The following is a 25,594-nucleotide window of genomic DNA, read 5'->3' on the forward strand; positions in this document are numbered from 1 at the left end:
AGAACTGGGCCCGTGCCACCGATCCGGTGGCACGGGCCCAGTCTCCTGTGCTGGCTGACTGTCGCGGCTGGCTAGCTGTCGCGCCGCTCCTCGGCGTGCAGCACCGACCTCGGCAGCACCTTCGCGCGCAGCGCCAGCGGCGCGTTGCGGCCGAGGCTGCGCCGCACCTCGTCGACGGCCTTGGGCAGGGCGGGGTCGACACCGGACCTGCCGTACCAGGACAGCTCGATCGCCCCGATGACCGCGCGCAGGCCGTCGCGGCCCTGCTCGTCGAGGCTGTGCTCCCTGGCCAACCTGCGGGCGGCCGCCCGCACGGTGTCGCTCGCCGGGATCGTGGTGCCCCGGTCGAGGGACTCGGCCAGCAGCTCCTGCCACGCCGCCCCGGCCGCGTCGGACCCGAGCGCGGCGACCGCGCGCAGCCGCCTTCGTCGCCGCAGCCGCCTGATCGCCGACGGCGTCGCCGCGACACCGAGCAGCAGCGCCAGCACGGCGAGCCACCAGGACACCAGCGCCACCGCGAACATCGCCGCGAGGCCCCAGCTCACCACGGCCACCGGCACCGCGGCAGGACCGAGCCTGCGGACCCAGCCAGGCACCCCGCCGGGGCCGCGCGGCCGGGGTGATCCTGGGTCGTCGTCGCCGTCGTCGGGGGAACTCCGCCCGGCGGGCAGCGCGGCACCGTCCTCCGGTGTCGGCCGCCGGGACAGCCAGGCCACCAGCGCGGCCAGCGCGCCGATCACCAGCAGGACGCCCGCCGTCCACGGGATCCACGGCTGGGAGCCGCCGCCCCGCGTGCCGGCGGCCTGGACCGTCGAGGTCGTCGTGGTGGTCGGCGCGACGCTGCTCGGCACGATCACCTGGCTCGACGTCTGGGTCTTCGACCCGTCGGGCAGGTTGCCCTGGGTGTTGTTCGGACCGGTGTTGGCCAGCATGTACGGCGGGGTGACGCCCCGGCCGTCCGACAGCGGGGTTGGGTCGAAGGTCATCCAGCCGTAGCCGGCGAAGAAGACCTCGACCCACGCGTGCGCGTCCTGCGTGGTGATCGTCCTGGAGTCGCCGGACTGGAAGCCGCCGGTGAACCCGATCGCCACCCGCGTCGGAATGCCGAGCGTCCGCAGCATCACCGCCATCGCCGAGGCGTACTGCTCGCAGAAGCCGGTCTTGCCGTTGAACACGAAGTCGTACAGCGCGTCCGAGGTCAGGTCGCCCTTGGTCTGGGTGCTGTACTTGAACGCGCTGCCCTGCCCGTTGAAGAACCGGTTGATCGCGGCCACCTTGTCGAAGGTGCTGCCCGCGTTCTGGGTCAGGTCGGCCGCGAGCTTGCTGACCCTCGGGTCGACGCCGCTGATCTCCGTGTAGCTGCGGTCGACCTGGGCGTCCCCGCCCGCGGCGCGGAGGCTGTCCGAAGTCGGCTGCCCGAGCACGGCCTGCTCGACGTAGCTGCCCGGCTTGCTCCTGCGCTGGCTGTAGACGACGCCGGTGGTCTTGTCGTACCGCCAGCTGTCGTCGACGTTGTCCAGCTTGCGCGGTTCGCCGTAGATCGGCAGCCAGTTGTCGGTCCAGCCGACCGGCTCGATCTCGATCCTGGTCGTCTTGCCGGCGCCGTCGTCGCCCGCCTGCGGCGGCAGCGGGCCGCTGGCGGACACGCCGGGATCCATCGCCGAGTCGCTCTTCCAGCCCTCGTTCGCCGCGTAGGTCCGCAGCGTCACCGCCCGCAGGTAGGTCGCGTCCGGCAGGCCCTTGACCCGGAACACCTCCTGGGGCGTGCCCTGGTTGAGCAGGCCGCGCAGGGAGGTCATCGGCTTGAGGCCGATGCCGCCGGCCCCGCCGCCGGAGTTGCCGCCGCCGGGCAACCGCCCGACCGTGCCGACGAAGGTCAGCGTCGCCCCGGCGATCAGCGCGACCACAAGAGCGAGCGAGGCCACCGTCGTCGCGGTCGGGCCCGAGCCGGACGAGCTGCCGGTGCGCGACCGCCCGCGCCACGCGTCGTGCCGGTGCTGGCCGTCGACCGCGAGCAGCAGCGCGAACGCGCCGGCGCCGAGCACGAAGGACCACCACGGCAGCATCGCGTCGGACAGCGAGGCCGGCACCGCGAACACGCACAGCAGCACCAGGCCGGAGGCGGCGGGCGCGGACGCGCCTACGGCGAGGGTGTCCACCACGATCGCGACCAGCCCGACGGTGAGCACGATCAGGCAGCGCATCCCGGGGCTGGCCGCCACCGGCGGCACGCCCGTCTGGATCTCGTCCATCGACTGCTGCAACAGCGTCGCGAGGTCGTGCATCGCGGCAGGGCCGGGCAGGATCACGAACAACCCCGACCGGCTGAACACCGCGACGGCCAGGCACAGCAGGGCGAACGCCTGCCCGATCGCCACGAACGGCACCGGCAGCCGCGTCGCGCGCAGCCCGATGCCGACGGCCACCACGACGGTGATCGCGACGGCGAGGTAGACCAGCCACAGCATCCCGTCCACCACGCCGGCCAGCGCCGTGGAGGCGCAGAGCACGGCGAGCCCGGCGATCACCGGGGTGGTGGAGGCCGGCCAGGACCGGCCAGCGGGCGATGGCGGGGCAGGCGATGGCGGGGTGGGAGTTGTCAGGTTTGGGTCGAGAGCTGTCGGGTTGTTGTCAGCCACGGCTCAGACCACCTCCGTGCGGGCGGCGACACGGACCGCGGTGGGGCGGAGTCGTTGCGGCGCCTGGTGTCGGGTTGTTGTCGAGCACGGCTCAGACCACCTCCGTGCGGACCACGCCGCCGCGGTACGCGGCGCTGAAGCACAGCTGCTGCCACACCTGGTTCATCGGCGTGGACGGCTTGGCGATCGTCACGCCCCAGCCCGCGCCCTGGAGCAGCCGCTCGGCCTCCTTGGGCTCCGGCGCGGAGTCCTCCGAGCCGCCGGCCCACGCCGAGACGTCCAGCAGCACGGCCAGGCTCCTGGTGCCGCGCGGCCGGAACCGCACCAGCTCCGAGATCGCGCCCGGCGCCGCCGCGCCGAGGATCGCGATGACCTCCTGCCCGCCGCCGGGATCCGTGCCACAGGCCAGATCCCTGCGGTGCGACGGCTGGAGCGCGGCGAGGGCGTCGAGCACCACGTCGTCGCTGTGCCCGCCGTCGCCGCTCCCGCCGGCCAGCACCTTGCCGTCCTCGGACACCAGGCGAATCTGGTGCCCGAAGTGGTGCAGGTGCAGGCAGACGCTCGCGGCGAAGGACACCGCCCACTCCAGGCTTGAGCCCGGCCCGCTGCCCCGGTGCGCGGCCGCCCGGTGGTCGAGCAGCACCGTGGTGCCGCCGCGCCACGGCCGTTCCTCGACGCGCACCATCAGCTCGTCGCGCCGGGCGGTGGACCGCCAGTGCACCTTGCGCAGGTCGTCGCCGTGCCGGTACGGCCGGACCACCGCGTCGTCCTCGCCCTGCCCGGCGCGCAGCCGGATCGAGCCGTCGTCGCCGGAGCCCATGCCGGAACCGCCGGGCAGCCCGGCCAGCTGGGTCACCTTCGGCACCACGATGAGCTTGCTGCGGCCGGCCAGCTCGCGGTCGAACTCGGCCAGCCCGAACGGATCGGTCACCCGAGCCATCAGCGGGCCGACCTGCTGGATGCCGCGCAGCACCGGTTGCAGCGGGTACCGCAGCGGCGTGACCGCGTTGCGCGGCAACCGTTCCACCACGAAGCGCGGCTTGCTGCCGAGTGCGTAGGGCACGCCGTCCTCCAGCAGCAGGCCGCCAGATGGCAGGCGCCCGTTGCTGCGGATCTCCACCCGCACCTCGGTGGCCCCGCCGACCGGCACCCTGCTGGGATACAGGAACCGCGCCGCGCGCAGGCCGATCCTGGCCCGCGACGCGAGCATCGCGGCGAGCACGGGCAGCGCGATCACGAACGCGGCCACCCGCAACAGGTCCCGCTCGTTGAGCACGATCGAGCACAGGCCCGCGGCGAACCCGGCGGCGAGCAGGCAGCGGCCGCGCGTGGTGAGGCCAGACAGCGTGCCGGCCATGGCTACCTGCCAGCCCGGTTGTCGCGCGCCCACTGACCGGTCGGGTCGGCGGCGCCGTGCGGCACCGGAACCCGCTGGAGCAGCGCGCGGATCAGGTCGACGGGGGAGCGGCGCGCGGCCTGCGCCTCCGCGGTGAGCACCAGCCGGTGGGCCAGCACCGGCACGGCGACGGCGTGGATGTCGTCCGGCACCACGAAGTCCCTGCCGGCGAGCGCGGCCTGTGCCCTGGCGGCCCGCACCAGGTGCAGCGTGGACCGTGGCGACGCGCCGAGCCGCAGCTCGGGCAGCCTGCGGGTGGCCGAGACCAGCTCGACGGCGTACCGCTGGACCTCGGGGGACAGGTGCACCCTGCGGACCGCGGCGACGAGCTTGCGCACCTGGTCGGCGTCGGACACCGGGCGCAGGTCGCGCATCGGGTCGTGGCCCGCGTGCTCGTCGACCATGGCCAGCTCGGCCTGCGGGTCGGGGTAGCCGATGGAGACGCGCGCGGTGAAGCGGTCGCGCTGCGCCTCGGGCAGGGCGTAGGTGCCCTCCATCTCGATGGGGTTCTGCGTCGCGATCACCATGAACGGCGAGTCCAGCGTGTAGGTGTTGCCGTCGACGGTGACCTGGTGCTCTTCCATGCACTCCAGCAGCGCGGACTGCGTCTTGGGCGAGGCGCGGTTGATCTCGTCGCCGACCACGATGTTCGCGAACACCGGACCCGGCCGGAACTCGAAGTCGTTGTCCTGCCGGTTGTAGATGGACACACCGGTGATGTCGCTCGGCAGCAGGTCCGGGGTGAACTGGATGCGGCTGACCGTGCAGTCGATGGACCTGGCCAGCGCCTTGGCCAGCGAGGTCTTGCCGACGCCCGGCACGTCCTCGACCAGCAGGTGGCCCTCGGCGAGCAGCGTGACCAGCGCGATCCGCACGACGTCCGGCTTGCCGACCAGCACGCGTTCGACGTTGCCGGCGATCCGCTGGACCGTGGTGTGCAGTTCGGCCAACACGTCGTCGACGCGACGGGCCGGCTCGATCCCGTGATCGCCGGTGGCGCCGCCGTACGAATGGTCGGGCAGCGCGGTTGGCGGGGTACTCGGCGTCACTCGACCTCCAGGTTGCTCAATGGCAACAACACAGCCGGCGGGCGGATCCCGCGCACCGGCGCACGAGCCCACCGCACACGAGAAGCCTTTCCTGCGCGGTGAGCGTTTAGAGCAGTGTGTCAAACCTGGACGCGGCCACCGACCCTGTTGGAACACTTTTCGCGTTGCCGCCCAGGGCACCCGTGATCGGTCCTGTTCCATCATGACGCCGAGCGACCCTCGTGGTTGCCCCACAGTTCCCCACCGGGCGCCGTCCGTGGCCGCTTTTCGGGTGCCGCGGGGGGCCTGGCGGACCCGTTGGGGCTACTCGGCCGGGCGAAGGGCGCCACCACGCCCCACTCCGCCCCCACCGGCCCTACCTGCGAAAACGACTCCCGACGCGCCGTGCCGTCGACGCGTTCAGCGTTGACTGTGGTGAAAAGTGGGGTACTGTGGCGGCCGGTGGGGCAGACGGGGGCCCTGCTGCCGGTCCGGCCCCACGACGGGTCTGGCTCGGTGGGGAGGTGGGAGCCGATGTTCCTCGGCACGCACAGCCCCAAACTGGACGACAAAGGTCGGCTCACGCTGCCAGCGAAGTTCCGGGACGCGCTAGCGGGGGGTCTCATGGTCACCAAGGGCCAGGACCACTGCCTCTATGTGTTTCCCAGGGCCGAGTTCGAGCAGATGGCGCGCAAGGTCGCGGACGCACCGTTCACCAACGAGGCGGTCCGTGCCTATCAGCGTTACCTGTTCGCTGGCACCGACGAGCAGCGGCCGGACGGCCAGGGCCGGGTCTCCATCGCACCGGAGCTGCGTCGCTACGCCGGACTGACCAAGGAGTGCGTGGTCATCGGCGCGATCACCCGGCTGGAGATCTGGGACGCGGAGGCCTGGCAGCGCTACCTCGACGAACACGAGGACAGCTACGCCAAGGCGCAGGAGGAGGTGCTGCCCGGCGTGTTCTGAGCATCCGTTTCCACACACCATGCTTTGCGCCGCTTCGGCTCGAAGCGTGGCCGACGGAGACGGATCGTGGCCGCAGTCGCGGTGACGCGTGACTCGGGTGCCGTGAGGCCTCGGTCCGCTCGGCTATCGGCCCTGGCGCACCTTCCCCGGCGCCAGGTTCGACGGGCGGGCGGGGACCTGACGACACCCAACCCGGAGGGGGTCCGGGCACACGCGCCCGACGCGTCGGCGTCGAGTGGATCGCGCGCGAACATCCAGCGAAACCAGCGGTGTTGGCGCGGTAGGAGACCTGTGGAGGCGGGCCGAGCGAGTGAGAGGGGGTTGGCCATGTCGGAACGACAGCAGCACGTCCCCGTGCTGCTCGATCGGGTGCTGAGCCTGTTCGCCCCGGCACTTGCCGACCGCCCCGCCGTGCTCGTCGACTGCACTCTCGGCCTCGGCGGGCATTCCGACGCCCTGCTCGGCGCGCACCCGCAGCTTCGGCTGATCGGGCTGGACCGCGACCCGCAGGCGATCGAGCTGGCCGGCAGGCGGCTCGCGCCGCACGGCGACCGCGTCACGCTGGTGCACGCCGTGTACGACGAGCTGCCCGACGTGCTTGACGACCTCGGCCTGCCTGCCGTCGACGGCGTGCTGTTCGACCTCGGCGTCTCCTCGCTGCAACTGGACGCGGCGGAGCGCGGCTTCGCCTACGCCAAGGACGCCCCGCTGGACATGCGGATGAACGTGGGCACCGGGCCGACCGCGGCCGACGTGCTCAACACCTATTCGGTCGGCGAGCTGACCAGGGTGCTGCGCGACTACGGCGAGGAGCGCTTCGCCAACCGCATCGCCAACACCGTGGTGCGGGAACGCGAGCGCGAGCCGTTCACCACCAGCGCGCGCCTCGTGCAGCTGCTCTACGACACCGTGCCAGCGGCGACGCGGCGGACCGGCGGCCACCCGGCCAAGCGGACCTTCCAGGCGCTGCGGATCGAGGTCAACGGCGAGCTGGAGGTGCTGCGCAGGGCCATGCCCGCCGCGCTCGGCGCGCTGGCCGTCGGCGGCCGGATCGTCGTGGAGGCCTACCACTCGCTGGAGGACCGCATGGTCAAGCGGGCCATCGGCGAGCTGGCGGTGTCCACCACCCCGCCCGGCCTGCCGGTCGAGCTGCCCGGCCACGGTCCGCAGGTCCGCCTGCTCACCAGGGGCTCGGAACAGGCCGACGAGCAGGAGATCGAACAGAACCCCAGGGCCGCCTCGGTGCGGCTGCGGGCAGCGGAACGGATTCGGGAGGCGACATGACGGCACCACCACGGAGCCGCACGGCCGCGCCCCCGGAGCGCTCGGCCGCCACGCAGCCGGAGCGCACCGAGGGCCGCCCCCGTTCCGCCGCGGCGGAACGCGCCTACGCCCGCCGCGCGCAGCGGCAGGGCGGGCAGCGCCGCGTCTCCCCGCCGCGCCGCGCCAGGACCGTCGCACCGAGGGCGCCGTTCGTCGTGATGGTCATGGTCGTGATGGTGGTCGGGCTCGCCGCGATCATGTGGCTGTCCAGCCAGGCCGCAGGCGACTCCTACCAGCTTCAGAAGGCGCGCGAGCAGGCCACCCAGCTCACCGAGCAGGCCGAGCAGCTGCGCAAGGACGTCAACGACGCCGAGGCGCCGGCCGCGCTGGCCAAGTGGGCCGAGGAGCACGGCCTGGTCCGGCCGAGCGACCCGGCGCGGCTCGTCGTGCAGCCGGACGGCTCGGTCAAGGTCTACGGCGACCCGAAGCCCGCCGAGAGCCCGTCGGCCAGCCCGCCGCCGCCGGCCCAGCAGCAGACGCCGCCGCAGCAGACCTCGGTGGCACCGCCGCCGTCCGGCCAGCAGACGGCGCCAGGAGGTAACTGATGCAGCGTGCGGGCAGCGGACGGCCTGGGCGGCGCCCGCTGTCGGTGCGCGGCGCGCGGCAGACCAGGCGGCGACCCACCGGCAACCACAAGGTGCGCATCGGGGTCGGCAGGCTGCTGATGGTCGCCGCGCTCATCGCGGCCGGCGTCAAGCTCGTCGTGGTGCAGGGGTTCGAGGCCGACGCGCTGGCCGCGCGGGCGGAGAGCCAGCGCACCACCCCGCAGCCGATTCCGGCGGCAAGGGGCGCGATCCTCGACCGCAACAACCGGCAGCTCGCGTTCAGCGTCGAGTCCAGGGTGCTGTACGTGATCCCGAGCCAGCTCAAGAAGAACTGGGACGACCTGGTCGGCAAGCACCAGCAGCCGGCGGGCGCCACCTTCGAGTCGATGACGGCCGACATGGCCGCGTTCGTGCACAAGGTGATCGGCGACGAGTCCTACGGCGAGAAGCTCGACGAGCCGAAGATGCTGGAGAAGCTGCGCTCCGGCGACCCCTACGCGGAGCTGGTGCAGAACGTCGACCCGGCCAAGGCCAGGGTGATCACCGAGAAGTGGGGCGGCGAGATCGGCGCGGACCCGCGGGCCGTGCGGCTCTACCCCAACGGGGACCTCGCCTCGAACATCATCGGCGCGGCCAACTGGCGCAAGGAGACCAAGCCGCCGGCCACGCACGGCATCCTCGGCCTGGAGAACTCCGAGGACAACACGCTGGCCGGCCGCAACGGGCGGCGCGTGGTGGACACCGCGCTCGGCAAGGACGGCGTCGTCATTCCCGGCACCGAGCGCGATCTCGACCCGGCGACCCCTGGCTCCAGCCTCCAGCTGACGATCGACACCGACACCCAGTACGAGGCGCAGCGGCTGCTGACCGACTACAAGAACCGCAGCGGCGCGAAGAGCGCCAGCATGGTCGTGATGGACGCGCGGACCAGCGAGATCTACGCGCTGGTCAACGACAAGACCTACGACCCGAGCAACTTCGGCGAGGCGTCGGAGGACCAGCGCAACAACATCGCCGTCACCTCGCCGTTCGAGCCGGGCTCGGTGAACAAGATCGTCACCGCGTCGGCGGCGATCGAGGACGGCGTGGTCAAGCCGGACACCGTGATCAGGGTGCCGGGTTCGATCCCGGTCGCGGACGTGACCGTGCGGGACGCGTGGCCGCACGGCCCGGTCGACATGACCTTCACCGGGGTGCTCGCCAAGTCCTCCAACGTCGGCACGCTGCTGACCGCGCAGAAGGTCGGCGAGGACAAGTTCGCCGCGATGCTCAACAAGTTCGGCCTCGGGCAGTCGACGGGCTCCGGGCTGCCCGGCGAGGCCGCCGGGATCGTCCCGCCGCAGGGCCAGTGGTCCGGCAGCACCTTCGGCAACCTGCCGATCGGCCAGGGCCTGACGATGAACCTGTTGCAGATGGCCGGCATGTACCAGACCATCGCCAACGACGGGCTGCGCGTGCCGCCGAAGATCATCCGGTCGGAGGTCGGCCCGGACGGCACGAGCAAGGAGCCGCAGCGCCCGGACAGCGTCAGGGTGGTCAGCCCGGAGACGGCGAAGACGGTGCGCGACATGTTGCGCGCCACCATGCAGAAGGTCCCGACCGACCCCAACCAGAACGGCACCGGGTCGTCGGCCGCGCTGCCCGGGTATCAGATCGCCGGCAAGACGGGCACCGCGCAGACCGTGGATCCCGCCTGTGGTTGCTACAGCAACTCGTCCTACAACATCACCTTCGCGGGAATCCTGCCGGCGGACAGCCCCCGGTTCGTGGTGGGCATCGCGCTGCTCAACACCGCGCCGCTGCCGGGCAATCCGGCAAGCGTCTCGGCCGCCCCGCTGTTTCACCAGGTGGCCTCCTATCTGACCCAGCGGTACCAGATTCCGCTGTCCAACCCGGCCGAGGTCCCGCCTGCCACGCTGATGCCCTGACCGGGTGCGGCGGGCGCCCGCGGCGCCGAGATTTCGCAGTGCCGGTGAATTCCCTCCCGGAAGGGGGAAGTCCCGCCGCTCTTTTACGCTCGTCGGGCAGGTTCCCCCGATTGGCACAGCGCCATTCCGCTACCTTGGGCCCATGTCACAGAAAACTGGCCCCGGGATCCGTCGGCGCCTGTTGGCGAAGGCGTTGACCAAGCTCCGGGAGCGGGCCGGGCTGGGCTTCGATGACGTGATCGGGCACCTTGGCTTCTCCAAGTCCAAGATCAGTCGAATCGAGTCGGCGGCCACCGGCGTGTCCATCGTGGACACCCAGGCGCTCGGGCGGCTTTACGGGGCCGACAACGGCACGCTGGAGTGGCTGGACCGAATGGCCCGAATTGCCAAGAAACGCGGTTGGTGGCATGTCTACGGGACCGTGCTGGTCGACTGGTTCGTCGAGTACATCGCGCTGGAAACCGAGGCGATGTCGGTCGGCACCTACGAGATCGACCTGATTCCCGGCCTGTTCCAGACGCCCGCCTACGCGCGCTGGGTGGTGCGCGCCGGGGTGCCCGACGCGACGGACGAGATCGTCAACAAGCGCGCCGAGCTGCGGCAGACCAGGCAGCGCAGAGTCGAGGACGGGTCGCTGACGGTGTGGGCGATCATCGACGAGGCCGCGCTCCGGCGGAACGTCGGCGGCCGCGAGGTGCACGAGGAGCAGCTCAACCACCTGCTCAAACTCACCGAGAAGCCGAATGTCACCTTGCAGGTCCTGCCATTCGGCAAAGGCGCGCACATGGCCATGGGCACCGCCTTCACGCTGCTGAAGTTCAACGAATACCCCAGCGTGGTGTACATCGACAACCTGACCGGCGGGCTCTATCTGGACGACGAGACCGAAATATCGCGCTACGGACTGGTGCTTGAGCACCTGCGCGCCGCCGCCCTGGATCCCCAGGAGTCAATGGTGCTGATCCGAGAGGTGCTCGCGGCGGACTGAGACAACACTGGGAGGACAGGCCATGCACGCCGCCCTATTCGCCCTTGCCGTCTGGCGGACGAGCAGCCGCAGCAACGGCATTGCGAACTGCGCCGAGGTGGCCGTGACCCCTCGCGCGGTGGGCCTGCGGGACACCAAGAATCGCGGCGGCGGGACGCTGGTCTTCGCCGGCGGGTCAATGGTCGCGTTCCTGTCCTCGGCCAAGCAAGGCGAGTTTGATCTCCCCTGATCACCGGTCGGATACGCGCGAACGGCCACGCAACGATCGAACACGCTGCGTGCGCCGGTAGCCTTTCGCGACGTGCCTGCCAAGCTCAAGGGTCCTGCCGAACAGACAGGCAAGGTCGTGCCCGCGCCACCGCGCCCCAGCCACATCGAACCCGTGTCCGTCGCGGAACTCGCGTCCGTCGCCGACGCGCTGCTCACCACGCCTGAGCAGTCGCACGTGACGGTGCGCGGCGCGACACTGCGCGCCCAACACGTCCAGCCCGGCGACCTGTTCGCCGCGCTGCCCGGCGCGCGGGCGCACGGCGCCGACTTCGTCGAGGCCGCGCTGGCGGCCGGAGCCGCCGCGGTGCTCACCGACCAGGCCGGCGCGGACCGTGCCGCGCTGCGCGAGGCTGGCGTGCCCGTGCTGGTGCACGCCGATCCCCGAGCGGTGCTCGGCGTGCTGGCCGCCCGGATCTACGGCAACCCCTCGCGGCACCTGAGCGTCTGGGGCGTCACCGGCACCTCGGGCAAGACCACCACCAGCTACCTGATCGAGTCCGTGCTGCGGGCCGACGGGTACGACACCGGGCTGATCGGCACCGTGGAGACCCGCATCGCGGGCGAGCGGCTGGACAGCGCCTTCACCACCCCGGAGGCCCCCGACCTCCAGGCGCTGCTGGCCGTCATGCTCGAACGCGGCGTCAGCGACGTCGTGATGGAGGTGTCCAGCCACGCCCTCAGGCTCAACCGGGTTGCTGGCGTCGAGTTCGCGGTCGGCGCGTTCACCAACCTCTCCCAGGACCACCTGGACTTCCACCCCGACATGGAGGACTACTTCCAGACCAAGGCCGCGCTGTTCGACGGGCGCGCCGACGTCGAGGTGGTCTGCGTCGACCAGGACTGGGGCCGCAGGCTGGTCAAGCCGGACACGATCACGGTGTCCACCACCGGGGAGCCCGCCACCTGGACCGCCTCGGACGTGACGGTCACCCCGTCCGGCGAGCAGTCATTCCTCGCGCACGGACCCGACGGGCTGACCATCCCGATCACGTTGCGGCTGCCCGGTTCCTTCAACGTCGCCAACGCGCTGCTGGCCATCGGCTGCCTGCACCACGGCGAGACGCTGCCGAAGATCATCGCGGCCGGGCTGGCCGGCGTGCAGGTGCCCGGCCGGATGCAGCGGGTCGACCTCGGCCAGGACTTCACCGCCGTGGTCGACTACTCGCACAAGCCCGCCGCCGTCGCGCTCGCCCTGGACGCGGTGCGCGCGGGGGCGACTGGCAGGGTGATCACCGTGCTCGGCTGCGGCGGCGACCGGGACGCGGCCAAGCGCCCGCTGATGGGCGAGGAAGCGGCAAGGCGCAGCGCGCTGCTGATCGTCACCGACGACAACCCGCGCAGCGAGGAGCCGTCGGCGATCCGGGCCGCGATGCTGGCCGGCGCGCTGGACGTGCCGGCCGCCGAGCGCGGCGAGGTCGTCGAGATCGGCGACCGCAGGGCGGCGATCCGCGCGGCGGTGGCGCGGGCGCGATCCGGCGACGTGGTTGTCGTCGCCGGCAAGGGACACGAGACCGGCCAGGAGGTCGCAGGCGTGATTGCACCGTTCTCCGACGTCGAGGAGCTCGCGGCGGCCATCGAGGCGGCGCGATGATCCCGCTGACGCTCGCGGAGATCGCCGGGGCCGTCGGCGGTCGCCTGCACGGAGCCGACGGCACCGAGCGGGTCAGCGGCACCGTGGAGTTCGACTCGCGCAACCTGGGTGCGGGCGGCCTGTTCGTCGCCGTGCCGGGCGAGCGGGTCGACGGACACGACTTCGCGCGGCGCGCGGTCGAGGCGGGCGCGGTCGGCGTGCTCGCCGCGCGCGAGGTCGACGCGCCAGCCGTGATCGTGCCGCCGGTGGGCGACGCGCACCGAAGGTCGGTCGCCCTGACCGGCGACAAGGACGGCTCCGGCGCCGCGGTCCTGGCCGGCCTAGCCGCGCTGGCCCGGCACGTGGTCGACCGGTTGCCGGGACTCGCCGTCGTCGGCGTCACCGGGTCCTCCGGCAAGACCTCGACCAAGGACCTGATCGCCCAGCTGCTCGCGCCGCTCGGGCCCACCGTCGCGCCCCCCGGCTCGTTCAACAACGAGCTCGGCCACCCGTGGACGGTGCTGCGCGCCGACGAGTCCACCAGGCACCTCGTGCTCGAACTGTCCGCGCGGGGGCCGGGCCACATCGCGGCGCTGTGCGCGACCGCGCCGCCGAGGATCGGCGTGGTGCTCAACGTGGGCACCGCGCACCTCGGCGAGTTCGGCTCGCAGGAGGCCGTCGCGCAGACCAAGGGCGAGCTGGTCGAGGCGCTGCCGGCCGCCGAGGACGGCGGCGTCGCGGTGCTCAACGCGGACGACCCGCTGGTCGCCGCGATGGCCGCGCGGACCTCGGCCCGCGTCGTCCTGGTCGGCCTCGACTCCGGCGCGCAGATCCGCGCGACCGACGTCGTCCAGGACGAGCTGGCCAGGCCGAGGTTCACGCTGGTCACCCCGCAGGGCTCCGCCGAGGTCTCGCTGGAACTGCACGGCGCGCACCACGTCGGCAACGCGCTCGCCGCCGCCGCCGTCGCGCTGGAACTCGGCGCGAGCGTCGCCGACGTGGCCGCCGGGCTGTCCGGCGCGCAGCGCATGTCGGCCCGCCGCATGGAGGTCAGCACCCGCTCCGACGGCGTGACCGTGCTCAACGACTCCTTCAACGCCAACCCCGAGTCCATGCGCGCCGCGCTCAAGACGCTCGCGACGATGGCGCGGGCCGGCGAGCCGAGGCGACGGGCCTGGGCCGTGCTCGGCGTGATGGGAGAACTCGGCGACGCCTCCGTCGCGGCGCACGACGAGATCGGCCGCCTCGCGGTCCGGCTCGACATCAGTCGGTTGATCGTGATCGGCCAGGACGCCAGGCCGATGCATCAGGGGGCCTGCCTCGAAGGCTCCTGGGGAGAGGAGTCGGTGCTCGTGCCGGACGTCGACGCGGCCATCGCGCTGCTGCGGGCCGAGCTGCGGCCGGATGACCTGGTGTTGGTCAAGGCGTCCAAGTCGGCCGCCCTGTGGCGGGTCGCGGACGCGATTACGGAGGCGACAGCGTGAAGAGCATCCTGATCGGTGGGGCCGTCTCGCTCATCGTCTCCATCATGCTCACGCCGTACCTGATCCGGGTGTTCTCCCGGCAGGGCTTCGGGCAGGAGATCCGCGAGGAGGGGCCCGCTGGCCACAAGGCCAAGCGCGGCACGCCGACCATGGGCGGCGTGGCGATCCTGGTCGCCATGTGGGCCGGCTACCTCGCCACGCACCTGGTGAACCAGCTGTACGCGTCCTCGTCGGGGCAGACGCCGTCCGCGTCAGGGCTGCTCGTGCTGCTGCTGACCAGCTCGCTCGGCCTGGTCGGCTTCCTCGACGACTTCATCAAGATCCGCAAGCAGCGCAACCTTGGGCTGAACAAGACCGCCAAGCTGGTCGGTCAGTTCGTCGCCACCATCGTCTTCGCGATCCTGGTGCTGCACTTCCCCAACAAGTCCGGTTTCACGCCGGCCTCGGTGAACCTGTCGTTCGTCCGGGACATCACGGTGGTGTCCTTCGGCGTCGTCGGCTTCGTGGTGTTCTGCTACGTCGCGGTCAGCGCCTGGTCGAACGCGGTGAACTTCACCGACGGCCTCGACGGCCTCGCCGGCGGCTCCACGGCGATGGTGCTGGCCACCTACGTGGTCATCTCGTTCTGGCAGTTTCGCTACAACTGCTCGAACAACGCCTTCGCCGGCTGCTACTCGGTGCGCGACCCGCTGGACCTCGCGCTCGTCGCGGCCTGCGCCACCGCGGGCTGCGTCGGCTTCCTGTGGTGGAACGCCGCCCCGGCCAAGATCTTCATGGGCGACACCGGTTCGCTCGCGCTGGGCGGCCTGATCGCCGGGCTGTCCATCGCCACCCGCACCGAGCTGCTGCTGATCGTCATCGGCGGCCTGTTCGTGGTCGAGATGATGTCGGTGGTCCTCCAGATCGCGGTGTTCCGCGCGAGCGGGCGACGACTGTTCCGAATGGCGCCCTTCCATCATCACTTCGAGTTGGCCGGCTGGGCGGAAACCACGGTGATCATCAGATTCTGGCTGCTGGCCGGGATCTGCTGCATGTTCGGCCTCGGCCTGTTCTACAGCGACTGGCTCAGCGCCTGGGGAGGCTGACCGTGCGGCAGAGCAGTCTCACCGGCCGGCAGGTCCTCGTCACCGGGGCCGGCGTCTCCGGTCCCTCCGTGGTGCGGGCGCTGCGCGGGGTCGGCGCCGAGGTCACCGTCACCGACCGGGCCGAGGACCGGCTCGCCGAGCTGGCCAAGATCCCCGGGGTGCGGGTCGCGGTGGGGCTCGCCGAGCCGCCCGACGGCACCGATCTCGTGGTCACCAGCCCCGGCTGGCGCCCGGACAGCCCGCTGTTCGTCGCGGCGGCGGCGCGCGACATCGAGGTGATCGGCGAGGTCGAGCTGGCCTGGCGGCTGGCCGCCGAGCTGCCCGACCCGCCTGCCTGGCTGGTGGTGACCGGCACCAACGGCAAGACCACCACCGTCGGCATGCTGGAGTCGATCCTGCGTGCGGCCGGGCTCGACGCCGTCGCCTGCGGCAACATCGGCCTGCCCGTGCTCGACGCGCTGCTCGCCGGGCACCGGGTGCTCGCCGTCGAGCTGTCCAGCTTCCAGCTGCACTGGTCGCCGTCGGTTCGCCCGACCGCTGGCGCGCTGCTCAACCTCGCCGAGGACCACCTCGACTGGCACGGCGGCATGGCGGCCTACGCCGCGGCCAAGGCGCGCGCGCTGACCGGCGCGGTCGCCGTCGGCGGGGTCGACGACACCGCCGTCGCCGAGCTGCTTGCCGACGCGCCGACCGGCCGCCGCGTCGGGTTCACCCTGGCCGAACCGGACCGCGACCAGCTCGGCGTCCGCGACGGCGTGCTGCTGGACCGCGCGTTCGCGCAGGACCCCGGCGTCGAGCTGGCCAGGGCGCAGGACGTGCGCCCGCCCGGCCCGTCCGGCGTCGCCGACGCGCTCGCCGCCGCCGCGCTCGCCCGCGCGTTCGGGGTGCCGGCCGAGGCGGTCCGGGACGGGCTCGCCGCGTTCCGGCCGGCCGCGCACCGCGCCGCGCTCGTCGCCGAGGCCGACGGCGTGCGGTACGTCGACGACTCCAAGGCCACCAACCCGCACGCGGCGGTCGCGTCGCTGCGCGCGCACGACAGCGTCGTCTGGCTCGCCGGCGGCCAGCTCAAGGGCGCGTCGGTCGACCAGCTCGTCGCCGAGACCGCGCACCGGCTGCGCGGGGTGGTGCTGTTCGGCGTCGATCGGGGCGTGATCGCCGCCGCGCTCGCGCGACACGCGCCCGATGTCCCCGTTCGAGTGCTTGACACGGGAGACGATGAGCCCATGACTGCGGCGGTGCGCGCGGCCAGCGCAATGGCACGACCTGGCGACGTGGTGCTGCTCGCACCCGCCGCCGCGTCGTTGGACATGTTCACCAACTACATGCAGCGCGGCACCGCGTTCTCCGACGCGGTGCTGGCGTTGACCAGGCACGGTCAGGAGCGGTGACCCTCGTGGCTCGACAGCCCAGGGACACCCGCGCGGTCGGTCGGGTCGCGACCCTGCGCAGCGCGTTGACGGCGTGGCTCGGTCGGCCGTTGGCGGACTTCCACCTCATCCTCGCGGTGTTCGGCCTGCTCACCGCGATCGGGCTGGTCATGGTGCTGTCCGCGTCGACGGTCGAGTCCTACACCGCCGACGGCTCCGCCTACGCGGTGTTCCAGAAGCAGCTCGTCTACGCGGCCGTCGGCATCGTGCTGTTCTGGATCGCGCTGCGGGTTCCGTTGCGCCGCATGCGATACCTCAGCAGCGCGGCGATCCTGTTCAGCGTCGTCACGCTGGTGCTGGTGCTGCTGATCGGCACGAAGGTCAACGGCGGCAAGCACTGGATCCGCATCGGTCCGCTGTCCTACCAGCCGGTCGAGTTCGCCAAGCTGGCGCTCGCCCTGTGGGGCGCGCACGTGCTGGTCACCAAGCGCGCGCTGCTGCACCAGTACCGGCACCTGCTGGTGCCCGTGGTGCCGATCGCGCTGCTGATGTTCGCGCTGGTGATGGTGCAGCCCGACCTCGGCAGCACGGTCACGCTGATGGTGGTGCTGGTCAGCCTGCTGTGGTTCGTCGGCGCGCCGATGCGGCTGTTCGGCGTGATCGCCGCCGGGATCCTCGCCGGCGTCGTCGTGCTGGCCATCGGCGCGACCTACCGGCTGGCCAGGGTGCTCTCCTTCATCAACCCCGACGCCGATCCCGACGCCGCCTACCAGGCCAAACAGGCGCTGTTCGCGCTCGCCGAGGGCGGCCTGCTCGGCAAGGGGCTCGGGCAGGGCAGCGCGAAGTGGCGATACCTGCCCAACGTGCACAACGACTTCATCTTCGCGGTGATCGGCGAGGAGCTCGGCTTCCTTGGTTGCCTGGTGGTGCTCGGCCTGTTCGGGCTGCTCGCCGTGATCGGCCTGCGCATCGCCATGCGCAACACCGACCCGTGGATCCGGCTGGTCGCCGGCACGCTGACCGTGTGGCTGGTCGCGCAGGCCGCGATCAACATCGGCTACGTCGTCGGCCTGCTGCCCGTCACCGGGCTCACGCTGCCGCTGATCTCCTCCGGCGGCACGTCGTTGGCGGTGACCATGCTGGTGATGGGCGTGCTGGCGAACTGCGCGCGGCACGAGCCCGAGGCCGTCGCCGCGCTGCGCTCGCACGGCCCCGGTCGCGTCGGAGGGTTGCTCAAACTGCCGGCCCCCGAGCCGTACCGACCGCTCGGCCGCCGCAAACCGGGGCGGCCGTCCACGCCGCCGCGCGGCCCGGGCCGACCGACCGGGGCGACCGCGCGGGCCAACACCGCACAGCTCATGGACGAACGCAGGCGGCAGCGTCGACCGACCGCGCAGAGCGACCCGTACCGGCCGTCCCCGCGTTCGTCGGGGTCGCGCCGCCGGTGACCCGGCTCACACCTGGCGGCAGGTCCAGTCGTCAGCGGGGTTCTGCGCGTCAGAGCCGGCAGACCAGGAGACCAGTCGGCCCGGAGAGGATGGCGAACCGTGGCCACCCGCGATGACACGCAGCGAGCGCAGGCGCGCGCCAAGCAGCAGCAGGCGATGGAGCAGCACAAGCAGGCGTTCGAGCAGCGCAAGCAGGCGATGGCGAGAGCGCGCGAGGACGTCACGCGCGTTCTGGGGGAGCCGACCGGAAAGCGCCTGCGGGCGTTCGACGACGGCGGGCTGTACGTCGAACCGGGCTGGCCCCAGTTCTGGGCATGGCTGATCGATTTCTTCGTGGTCGTCGCCGCGGTGGCCGGCACGGCAGGCGCGTATTACGCCGCCCACCGTTATGACTTCAACGCCGCCGGCAGGGCGACGGGAATCGGCATCCTGCTCGTTGTGGTTGCGCCGCTGGTGTACGGCCTGTTCTACGGCAACGGCCGCGCCATCGGCGGGCTGCTGGCCGGCACGCGACTGGTCAGGAAGAAGGACGGCAGCCGCATCGGACTGGCCAAGGCGGGCTGGGCCATGCTGATCCGCACCATCGGGTTCGTGATCCTCGTGCTCGGCGCACTCGCCGGAGACTCGTCGGGCGTCGAGGAGGTTCGCGTCAGCATCGACGTCCGTGCGACGGCCCTGCTGCACAACGCGGGCTTCCGGAGCCTTCCCCGCTGAGGGCGACGCCTTCCCGTTGGTAGGGTCGCGCTTATCCCGAGCTTCGTCATCGTTGCATCCGCAGTGGAGGACACCCTGTCTGGCGACCGGCTTACCCAGAATGGTCCGTGCGTGGTGGTGGCCGGAGGCGGCACCGCGGGGCACATCGAGCCCGCGTTGGCGCTCGCGGACGCGATCATGCGGCTGCGCCCCGACGCCAGGGTCGTCGCACTCGGCACCGAGCGCGGGCTGGAGAGCCGGCTGGTGCCGGCGCGCGGTTACCAGCTCGAACTGATCCCGCCGGTGCCGATGCCCCGCAAGCCGAGCCCCGAGCTGCTTCGCCTGCCGCTGAAGGTCCGCGAGTCGGTGCGCCGCACCAGGGAGGTGTTCGAGCAGGTCCACGCGGACGTCGTCGTCGGCTTCGGCGGGTACGTCGCGCTGCCGGCCTACCTCGCCGCGCGCGGCCGACTCCCGATCGTCGTGCACGAGGCCAACGCCAAGACGGGGCTGGCCAACAAGGTCGGCGCGCGGTTCGCCGCCAAGATCGCCGCGGCCACCCCGGACAGCGGGCTGTCCGGGGCCGAGGTGATCGGCATCCCGCTGCGGCACTCGATCACCACGCTGGACCGGGCGGCGCTGCGCGCGGAGGCCCGCCAGCACTTCGGCCTCGACCCGCACGCCCCGACGCTGCTGGTGGTCGGCGGCTCGCAGGGCGCGCGGACGCTGAACGTCGCGGTGTCTGGCGCCGCCGTCGCGCTGGCCAAGGCCGGCATCGGCGTGCTGCACGCGCACGGCCCCAAGAACACCCTTGCGGTGCAGGCGGTCGAGGGCGCGCCGCCGTATGTCGCGGTGCCCTACCTGGAGCGGATGGACCTCGCCTACGCCGCCGCCGACGCCGTGCTGTGCCGGTCCGGCGCGATGACCGTGGCCGAGGTGTCCGCGGTCGGCCTGCCCTCGGTGTTCGTGCCGCTGCCGCACGGCAACGGGGAACAGGCGCTCAACGCGCGGCCCGTGGTCGACGCGGGCGGCGGGCTGCTCGTCGCCGACGAGGAGATGACCCCGGAGCGGATCATCGAGCAGGTCATCCCGATGCTGACCGACCCGGCCCGGCTGGCCGGGATGAGCAGGGCCACCCAGATCGCCGGCCACCGCGAGGCCGACGAGGTGCTCGCCAGGATGGTCCTCGAGGTGATCAAGAAGTGAGCGACCCGACGGCCGAGTCCGACGTCCTGGCCCGCGTGCACCTGGTCGGCATCGGCGGTGCCGGCATGAGCGGCATCGCGCGGATCCTGCTCGCCAGGGGCGGCAAGGTGTCCGGCTCGGACGCGAAGGACTCCCGCACGGTGCTCGCCCTGCGCGCGCAGGGCGCGGCCATCGCCGTCGGCCACGACGGGGCCAACCTCGACCAGCTGCCCGGCGGGCCGAGCGCGGTGGTGGTGTCCACCGCGATCAAGGAGGACAACCCGGAGCTGGCCGAGGCGCGCAGGCGAGGGATCACCGTGCTGCGCAGGGCCGAGGCGCTGGCCGCGCTGATGGCCGGCCACCGGGTGGCCTGCGTGGCCGGCACGCACGGCAAGACGTCCACGACGTCGATGCTCACGGTGGCGCTCCAGCACTGCCGGATGGACCCGTCGTTCGCCATCGGCGGCGACCTCAACGAGTCCGGCGCGAACGCGCACCAGGGCAGCGGCGGCGTGTTCGTCGCCGAGGCCGACGAGAGCGACGGCTCGTTCCTCGCCTTCTCGCCGTCCGTCGCCGTGGTCACCAACGTCGAGGCCGACCACCTTGACCACCACGGCACCGTGGACGCCTATGTCGCGGTGTTCGACGCGTTCCTGGCCAGGATCGAGCCGGGTGGTGTGCTGGTGACCTGTGCGGACGACCCTGGCGCCGCCGCGCTCGCCGACCGTGCCGAAGCGGCCGGCATCCGGGTGCGCCGCTACGGCCGCGCCGCGACCGGCCCCGGTTCGGCCAGGATCCTGGACTACCGGCCGGACGACGGCGGCGGGCTCGCCACCGTGGAGGTCGACGGCTCGACGGCGGAGATCAGGGTCGCGGTGCCCGGCGAGCACATGGCCGACAACGCGGTGGCCGCCGTGCTGGCCGGACTCGAACTCGGCGCCGGGCTGGACGGCCTGCTCGAGGGCCTCGCCGCGTTCGGCGGGGTGCGGCGCAGGTTCGAGTTCAAGGGCAGGGTCGGCGGGACGCGGGTCTACGACGACTACGCGCACCACCCCACCGAGGTGGCCGCGCAGCTGCGGGCCGCGCGGCCGGTGGCGGGCGACGGCAGGCTGATCGTGGTGTTCCAGCCGCACCTGTACTCCAGGACCCGCACGTTCTCCGACGAGTTCGGCGTGGCGCTCGGCCTCGCCGACGAGGTGATCGTGCTGGACGTCTACGGCGCGCGCGAGGAGCCGCAGCCGGGAGTGAGCGGCGCGCTGGTCGCCGGTGCGGTGCGGTTGGACGAGGCCAAGGTGCACTACGAGCCGTCCTTCGACCGGGTGCCCGAGCTGGTGGCCAAGATCGCGGGCTCGGCGGACCTCGTGGTGACGATGGGCGCAGGCGACGTGACAATGCTCGGCCAGGAGATCGTGGCCGCGCTGACCCATCGCGAGAGCGGGCAGGAGGCATGAGCACCCCGGTCCGGGGGCGCGGCGCGGGGCGTTCGGCCGGGCGCGATCCGGACCGGGTGCGTTCCGTGCGCGGTCGTTCGGTGCGGGACCGGTCCGCGCGGGTCCCCGGCCGGCGCCGACCGGCCCGGCGGCGGTCGACCACCCGCCGCACCGCGATCCGGCGCCGCTGGGTCGTCGCGCTCGTGTTCCTCGGCCTGCTGGGTCTGGGCTACGCGGTGATCTACACGCCGCTGCTCGGGGTCGGCACCGTCGAGGTCGTCGGCGTCAAGGACCTGACCCAGGACGAGGTCCGCGCCGCGGCGGCCATCGAGTCGGGCACGCCGATGGCGCGCCTGGACACCGACGGCGTCCGCACCCGAATCGCGGCGCTGCCAAGGGTCGCATCGGTGACGGTGACCAGAAGCATGCCCGGCACGGTCCGCCTTGCGGTCGTCGAGCGGACTCCGGTCGGCGTGCTCAAGGCGGCCGACGGCGCACACCTGGTCGACGGAACGGGCAAGGACTTCGCGACCGTCCCGCAGCCCCCGCCCGGCCTGCCGGAGCTGCAACTGCCCAAGGCCGCGCCGGGAGACCCGGTCACCAGGGCCGTGGTCGGCGTGCTGGCCGCCGTGCCGGACAAGGTGCGCCCCGAGGTGCTGGCGGTGACCGCCAAGTCCGCCGCCGACGTCCGGCTGGCCCTGTCGGCAGGCCGCGAGGTCCGGTGGGGCAGCACGGACAAGTCCCCCCGCAAGGCAGAGGTGCTCCAGGCCCTGCTGACCGTGGACGGCAAGGTGTTCGACGTGACCAGCCCCGAGCTGCCGACGGTGTCCTGACGCAGTGCCGCCGAGTTGTCCGCCGGGCTGGTGGGCAGCCGGTCATCCGGGCCGCGCAGCGTGTCCGGCGCCGGCGTCACTGAGGCGGCTGTCCTTGGCCTGGAACGTACTGGGCCGGCTGTTCCGGGACGGGGCTGTACTGGATCGGTTGTCCCGGGACAGGGCCGTACTGAATCGGTTGTCCCGGAACGGGGGCGTACTGGGCCGGCTGGCCCGGCCCCCAACCGGGCGGGGGCGAGGACGGGACAGGGCCCGCGGGGGCCCCTCTCCGGCTCGCGATCACAACGGCCACGAGCGCGAGGACCAGGGCGACTACGGCGAGGATCGTCCCGAGTAACGCGAACACGTGCCAGAGGCTCTCGTCAGCGGCGACGCTCCCCGCTGCTTCCTTCATCACCATCCGGCCATCATCGCAGCGCGGCCGGGAGCCGAACCAGACATCGCCCAAGGTGGCCTGATCAGGCCACGTCGGTCTCGCGCTGGCCCCGACGGGCTTATGGGACGGCCCCCTAGCCGACGATGGCGCGCAGGGCCGCGACGTGGCCCTCGTAGGCGGTTCGGCCCTCCGGGGTGAGCCGCAGCCAGACCCGCTGCCTGGTGTCGCGCACCGCGCGCCGCTGGGTCACGTAGCCCGCGTCGACCAACACCGTGATCTGCTTGCTCAGCACGGAGTCGCTCACCTCGAGCGCGGCGCGCAGCGCGGCGAACTCGGCCTCGACTACGGGGTGCAGCAGGGCGCAGATCCGCAGCCGGTGCGGTCCGTGGATGGTCGCGTTGAAGCCGTCGGCCGGCTCGCCGCCGGCTACCACAGCCGCCGGCCGGCCAGCAGGGCGCCGATCGCGGCGACCGGGGCCGCCACCAACCACAGCCACCACAGGCCAGCGAAGTGCGCGAGCACGCCGACGGTGATCAGCAGCGCGGCCCAGACGCCGGTGATGAGCCAGGTCACCTTCCTGCGGTCCTCGGTGATCCTCGGCCTGATGCCGGTCCGGTCGATGCGCCTGCCGATCAGGGCACCGGTCCCGGCGGCGAGCGCGATCGCCGCCAGCGGCGCGGCGATGCCGGGCAGGAGTTGGGCCAACATCAGCCCGCCGACCATGGCGGCCAGGCTGGGCGGGTACCACTTCGGCGAAGGGGTGCGGTGCAGCGTCGCCTGGGTCTGCTCGATCGCGGCCAGCGCCTCGGCCGCCTCCGTCGGGGTCGGCCGTCCGTCTCCTGTTTCCATGCTGGAAAGTCAACGCGACACTTTCCACTCTGTCAACCCGTCAGTTTCCGTTGCGGAAAATGTCGGGTGAGCAGGTGATACTTGGCGCCATGACGATCATCACAGAGCGGGTCGACCCGCCATGGGCCGGCGACGAGCGCGCCACCACCACCGGTTTTCTGGACTACCTGCGCGGCACCGTGCACCTGAAGTGCGCCGGACTGTCCGAAGAGGACGCACGCCGTTCCGTGTTGCCGTCGCAGCTGATGACGATGGCCGGGATCGTCTCGCACCTGCGCTGGGTCGAGGAGTACTGGTTCGAGGTCGTGCTCGCGGGACGGCCCAGTCTTGCGCCGTATACCAAGGAGGATCCCGACGCGGACTTCCGAATCCCGGACGGGGTGACGATCACGGGTCTGCTGGGCGACTACGCTGCGCAGTGCGCGGTCAGCCGCGACGTCGTCGCGGGGCTGGATCTCGACCACGAGGTCCCGTTCCGGGGTGATGGCACTGTCTCGGTGCGATGGGTGCTGGTCCACATGGTCGAGGAGACCGGCCGGCACGCGGGCCACCTCGACGTCGTGCGCGAGTTCCTCGACGGGGTGACCGGCGAGTAGTTCTCGGGCTCAGTGTCGAAATGACGTGCGCCAACACTCGGCGTGGCAACTGGACCCGTGCATCGGTGGTGCATACCGTCCAGCAACGACATACGGGGTTGACATAACTCTTGATCTCTTGTTGAGGTTGAGAGTTTCAATCCGGGTGGCGAGCGGTTCGGGGAGTCGACCCGCTCGGGCCGGCACCGGCACCCACCCAGCACCACAGCAGGAGCCACGATCAGGAAGGCGGATCCCATGACGCCCCCGCACAACTACCTCGCCGTGATAAAGGTCGTCGGCATCGGTGGCGGCGGCGTCAACGCCGTGAACCGCATGATCGAGGTCGGCCTCAAGGGCGTCGAGTTCATCGCGGTCAACACCGACGCGCAGGCGCTTCTGATGTCCGACGCGGACGTCAAGCTCGACATCGGCCGCGAACTGACCAGGGGTCTCGGCGCAGGCGCCAACCCCGAGGTCGGCCACAAGGCGGCCGAGGACCACCGCGAGGAGATCGAAGAGGTCCTCAAGGGCGCCGACATGGTGTTCGTGACCGCGGGCGAGGGCGGCGGCACCGGCACCGGCGGCGCGCCCGTGATCGCCTCGATCGCTCGCAAGCTCGGCGCACTCACCATCGGTGTGGTCACCCGGCCGTTCTCCTTCGAGGGCAAGCGGAGGGCGAAGCAGGCCGAGGATGGCATCCAGGAGCTGCGCAACGAGTGCGACACGCTCATCGTGATCCCCAACGACCGGCTGCTCCAGCTCGGCGACATCGGCGTGAGCCTGATGGACGCCTTCCGCTCCGCGGACGAGGTGCTGCTCTCCGGTGTGCAGGGGATCACCGACCTGATCACCACGCCCGGTCTGATCAACCTCGACTTCGCCGACGTCAAGAGCGTCATGTCCGGCGCGGGCAGCGCCCTGATGGGCATCGGCTCGGCGCGCGGCGAAGGCAGAGCGGTGCAGGCCGCGCAGAAGGCCATCAACTCGCCGCTGCTCGAGGCGTCCATGGAGGGCGCGCACGGCGTGCTGCTGTCCATCGCTGGAGGTTCGGACCTCGGCCTGTTCGAGATCAACGAGTCCGCCTCGCTGGTGCAGGAGGCCGCGCACCCGGACGCCAACATCATCTTCGGTACGGTCATCGACGACTCGCTCGGCGACGAGGTGCGCGTCACGGTGATCGCGGCCGGCTTCGACAGCGGCGGCCCGACGCACAAGAAGCTCGAACCGACGGCGGTGACCTCGCGCGGGCCGGTCGCGTCCGGCCAGGCCGGTCAGGTCGGCGGCCAGAGCGCGGCCCTGCCGCACACCGAGCCGCACAACCAGGTGCCGCAGCCGCAGGCCCCGTCGCTGCCGCAGCAGAGCCAGGGCGGCGCGCACCACACCCAGGGCACCTACCAGCAGAACCAGGGCACCCAGCCCGGCCTCGGCAACGGGTCGAGCGGGTACGCCGCGAACCACCCGTCGCAGGCGGGCCAGCGGCCGAGCGGACTGCCGAGCCACCACGGCACCGGCAGCACGCTGCCCGGCCGCCCGGTTCCGGTGACCGACGACCCCGACGACGAGGTAGACGTCCCGCCGTTCATGCGCCGTCCCTGAGTCTCGCCCCGGATCGCGCC

22 protein-coding genes are annotated in these 25,594 nt (G+C 72.1%); 17 read left to right on the top strand and 5 right to left on the bottom strand.

The window, feature by feature from the left end; translation table 11 throughout:
• Window positions 1-71 precede the first annotated feature (71 nt).
• The 3 genes from F0L68_RS22625 to F0L68_RS22635 form a co-directional block, all read right to left on the bottom strand.
• Window positions 72-2,639: a transglutaminase TgpA family protein gene (locus tag F0L68_RS22625; RefSeq protein WP_223199038.1), complete on the bottom strand. Its 2,568-nt coding sequence runs from the start codon at window positions 2,637-2,639 to the stop codon at window positions 72-74.
• A gap of 91 nt (window positions 2,640-2,730) precedes the next feature.
• Window positions 2,731-3,996: a DUF58 domain-containing protein gene (locus F0L68_RS22630; RefSeq protein ID WP_149851639.1), complete on the bottom strand. Its 1,266-nt coding sequence runs from the start codon at window positions 3,994-3,996 to the stop codon at window positions 2,731-2,733.
• A gap of 2 nt (window positions 3,997-3,998) precedes the next feature.
• Window positions 3,999-5,015, bottom strand: a complete 1,017-nt coding sequence (locus F0L68_RS22635; protein ID WP_223199072.1) for an AAA family ATPase — start codon at window positions 5,013-5,015, stop codon at window positions 3,999-4,001.
• A gap of 582 nt (window positions 5,016-5,597) precedes the next feature.
• Here F0L68_RS22635 and mraZ point away from each other — a divergent pair.
• The 15 genes from mraZ (at window position 5,598) to F0L68_RS22710 (ending at window position 22,175) form a co-directional block, all read left to right on the top strand.
• Entirely contained in the window at window positions 5,598-6,029 is a 432-nt protein-coding gene (gene mraZ, locus F0L68_RS22640) for a division/cell wall cluster transcriptional repressor MraZ (RefSeq protein WP_149851926.1), read from the top strand.
• Between the two features lie 327 nt (window positions 6,030-6,356).
• Window positions 6,357-7,313 (top strand): 16S rRNA (cytosine(1402)-N(4))-methyltransferase RsmH, encoded by a 957-nt coding sequence (rsmH, locus tag F0L68_RS22645; RefSeq protein ID WP_149851640.1) that lies wholly within the window; start codon window positions 6,357-6,359, stop codon window positions 7,311-7,313.
• The gene (gene ftsL / locus F0L68_RS22650) at window positions 7,310-7,897 is read left to right on the top strand and encodes a cell division protein FtsL (protein ID WP_149851641.1); all 588 of its coding nucleotides are present in this window, start codon (window positions 7,310-7,312) and stop codon (window positions 7,895-7,897) included. The genes rsmH and ftsL overlap by 4 nt, the downstream gene beginning before the upstream one ends.
• A complete protein-coding gene (locus F0L68_RS22655; protein ID WP_149851642.1) occupies window positions 7,897-9,825 on the top strand; it encodes a peptidoglycan D,D-transpeptidase FtsI family protein in 1,929 nt (642 codons plus the stop codon). The genes ftsL and F0L68_RS22655 overlap by 1 nt, the downstream gene beginning before the upstream one ends.
• A 142-nt stretch (window positions 9,826-9,967) precedes the next feature.
• Window positions 9,968-10,813, top strand: coding sequence for a helix-turn-helix domain-containing protein (locus F0L68_RS22660; RefSeq protein ID WP_149851643.1), 846 nt, complete (start codon window positions 9,968-9,970; stop codon window positions 10,811-10,813).
• A gap of 22 nt (window positions 10,814-10,835) precedes the next feature.
• Window positions 10,836-11,042, top strand: a complete 207-nt coding sequence (locus F0L68_RS22665; RefSeq protein WP_149851644.1) for a DUF397 domain-containing protein — start codon at window positions 10,836-10,838, stop codon at window positions 11,040-11,042.
• A 72-nt stretch (window positions 11,043-11,114) separates the two neighbouring features.
• On the top strand, window positions 11,115-12,674 hold the full coding sequence (locus tag F0L68_RS22670; RefSeq protein WP_223199039.1) for a UDP-N-acetylmuramoyl-L-alanyl-D-glutamate--2,6-diaminopimelate ligase: 1,560 nt from the start codon (window positions 11,115-11,117) through the stop codon (window positions 12,672-12,674).
• Window positions 12,671-14,137 (top strand): UDP-N-acetylmuramoyl-tripeptide--D-alanyl-D-alanine ligase, encoded by a 1,467-nt coding sequence (locus F0L68_RS22675; RefSeq protein ID WP_149851645.1) that lies wholly within the window; start codon window positions 12,671-12,673, stop codon window positions 14,135-14,137. The genes F0L68_RS22670 and F0L68_RS22675 overlap by 4 nt, the downstream gene beginning before the upstream one ends.
• Window positions 14,134-15,222, top strand: a complete 1,089-nt coding sequence (mraY, locus tag F0L68_RS22680) for a phospho-N-acetylmuramoyl-pentapeptide-transferase (protein ID WP_149851646.1) — start codon at window positions 14,134-14,136, stop codon at window positions 15,220-15,222. The genes F0L68_RS22675 and mraY overlap by 4 nt, the downstream gene beginning before the upstream one ends.
• 2 nt (window positions 15,223-15,224) lie before the next feature.
• Window positions 15,225-16,610, top strand: coding sequence for a UDP-N-acetylmuramoyl-L-alanine--D-glutamate ligase (murD, locus tag F0L68_RS22685; protein WP_149851647.1), 1,386 nt, complete (start codon window positions 15,225-15,227; stop codon window positions 16,608-16,610).
• Between the two features lie 5 nt (window positions 16,611-16,615).
• Window positions 16,616-18,037, top strand: a complete 1,422-nt coding sequence (gene ftsW, locus F0L68_RS22690; protein ID WP_223199040.1) for a putative lipid II flippase FtsW — start codon at window positions 16,616-16,618, stop codon at window positions 18,035-18,037.
• Window positions 18,038-18,136: 99 nt separating this feature from the next.
• Entirely contained in the window at window positions 18,137-18,751 is a 615-nt protein-coding gene (locus tag F0L68_RS22695; protein ID WP_223199041.1) for an RDD family protein, read from the top strand.
• 63 nt (window positions 18,752-18,814) lie between these two features.
• Window positions 18,815-19,933 carry an undecaprenyldiphospho-muramoylpentapeptide beta-N-acetylglucosaminyltransferase gene (murG, locus tag F0L68_RS22700; protein WP_149851649.1) on the top strand — a complete coding sequence of 373 codons (1,119 nt, stop codon included), beginning with the start codon at window positions 18,815-18,817 and terminating at the stop codon, window positions 19,931-19,933.
• On the top strand, window positions 19,930-21,363 hold the full coding sequence (gene murC, locus F0L68_RS22705; protein WP_149851650.1) for a UDP-N-acetylmuramate--L-alanine ligase: 1,434 nt from the start codon (window positions 19,930-19,932) through the stop codon (window positions 21,361-21,363). The genes murG and murC overlap by 4 nt, the downstream gene beginning before the upstream one ends.
• The gene (locus tag F0L68_RS22710) at window positions 21,360-22,175 is read left to right on the top strand and encodes a cell division protein FtsQ/DivIB (protein ID WP_149851651.1); all 816 of its coding nucleotides are present in this window, start codon (window positions 21,360-21,362) and stop codon (window positions 22,173-22,175) included. Before murC ends, F0L68_RS22710 begins: the two co-directional genes overlap by 4 nt.
• A gap of 509 nt (window positions 22,176-22,684) precedes the next feature.
• Here the strand turns inward: F0L68_RS22710 and F0L68_RS22720 are convergent.
• Window positions 22,685-22,984, bottom strand: coding sequence for a transcriptional regulator (locus F0L68_RS22720; protein WP_149851653.1), 300 nt, complete (start codon window positions 22,982-22,984; stop codon window positions 22,685-22,687).
• On the bottom strand, window positions 22,978-23,400 hold the full coding sequence (locus F0L68_RS22725; protein WP_149851654.1) for a hypothetical protein: 423 nt from the start codon (window positions 23,398-23,400) through the stop codon (window positions 22,978-22,980). Before F0L68_RS22725 ends, F0L68_RS22720 begins: the two co-directional genes overlap by 7 nt.
• Before the next feature lie 89 nt (window positions 23,401-23,489).
• Between F0L68_RS22725 and F0L68_RS22730 the strand changes: the two genes are divergently transcribed.
• Window positions 23,490-23,996: a DinB family protein gene (locus F0L68_RS22730; protein ID WP_149851655.1), complete on the top strand. Its 507-nt coding sequence runs from the start codon at window positions 23,490-23,492 to the stop codon at window positions 23,994-23,996.
• A 237-nt stretch (window positions 23,997-24,233) separates the two neighbouring features.
• The gene (ftsZ, locus tag F0L68_RS22735; protein ID WP_149851656.1) at window positions 24,234-25,574 is read left to right on the top strand and encodes a cell division protein FtsZ; all 1,341 of its coding nucleotides are present in this window, start codon (window positions 24,234-24,236) and stop codon (window positions 25,572-25,574) included.
• The last annotated feature ends 20 nt before the right edge of the window (window positions 25,575-25,594 follow it).

It is taken from the genome of Solihabitans fulvus, from assembly GCF_008386585.1.
Lineage (GTDB): Bacteria > Actinomycetota > Actinomycetes > Mycobacteriales > Pseudonocardiaceae > Solihabitans > Solihabitans fulvus.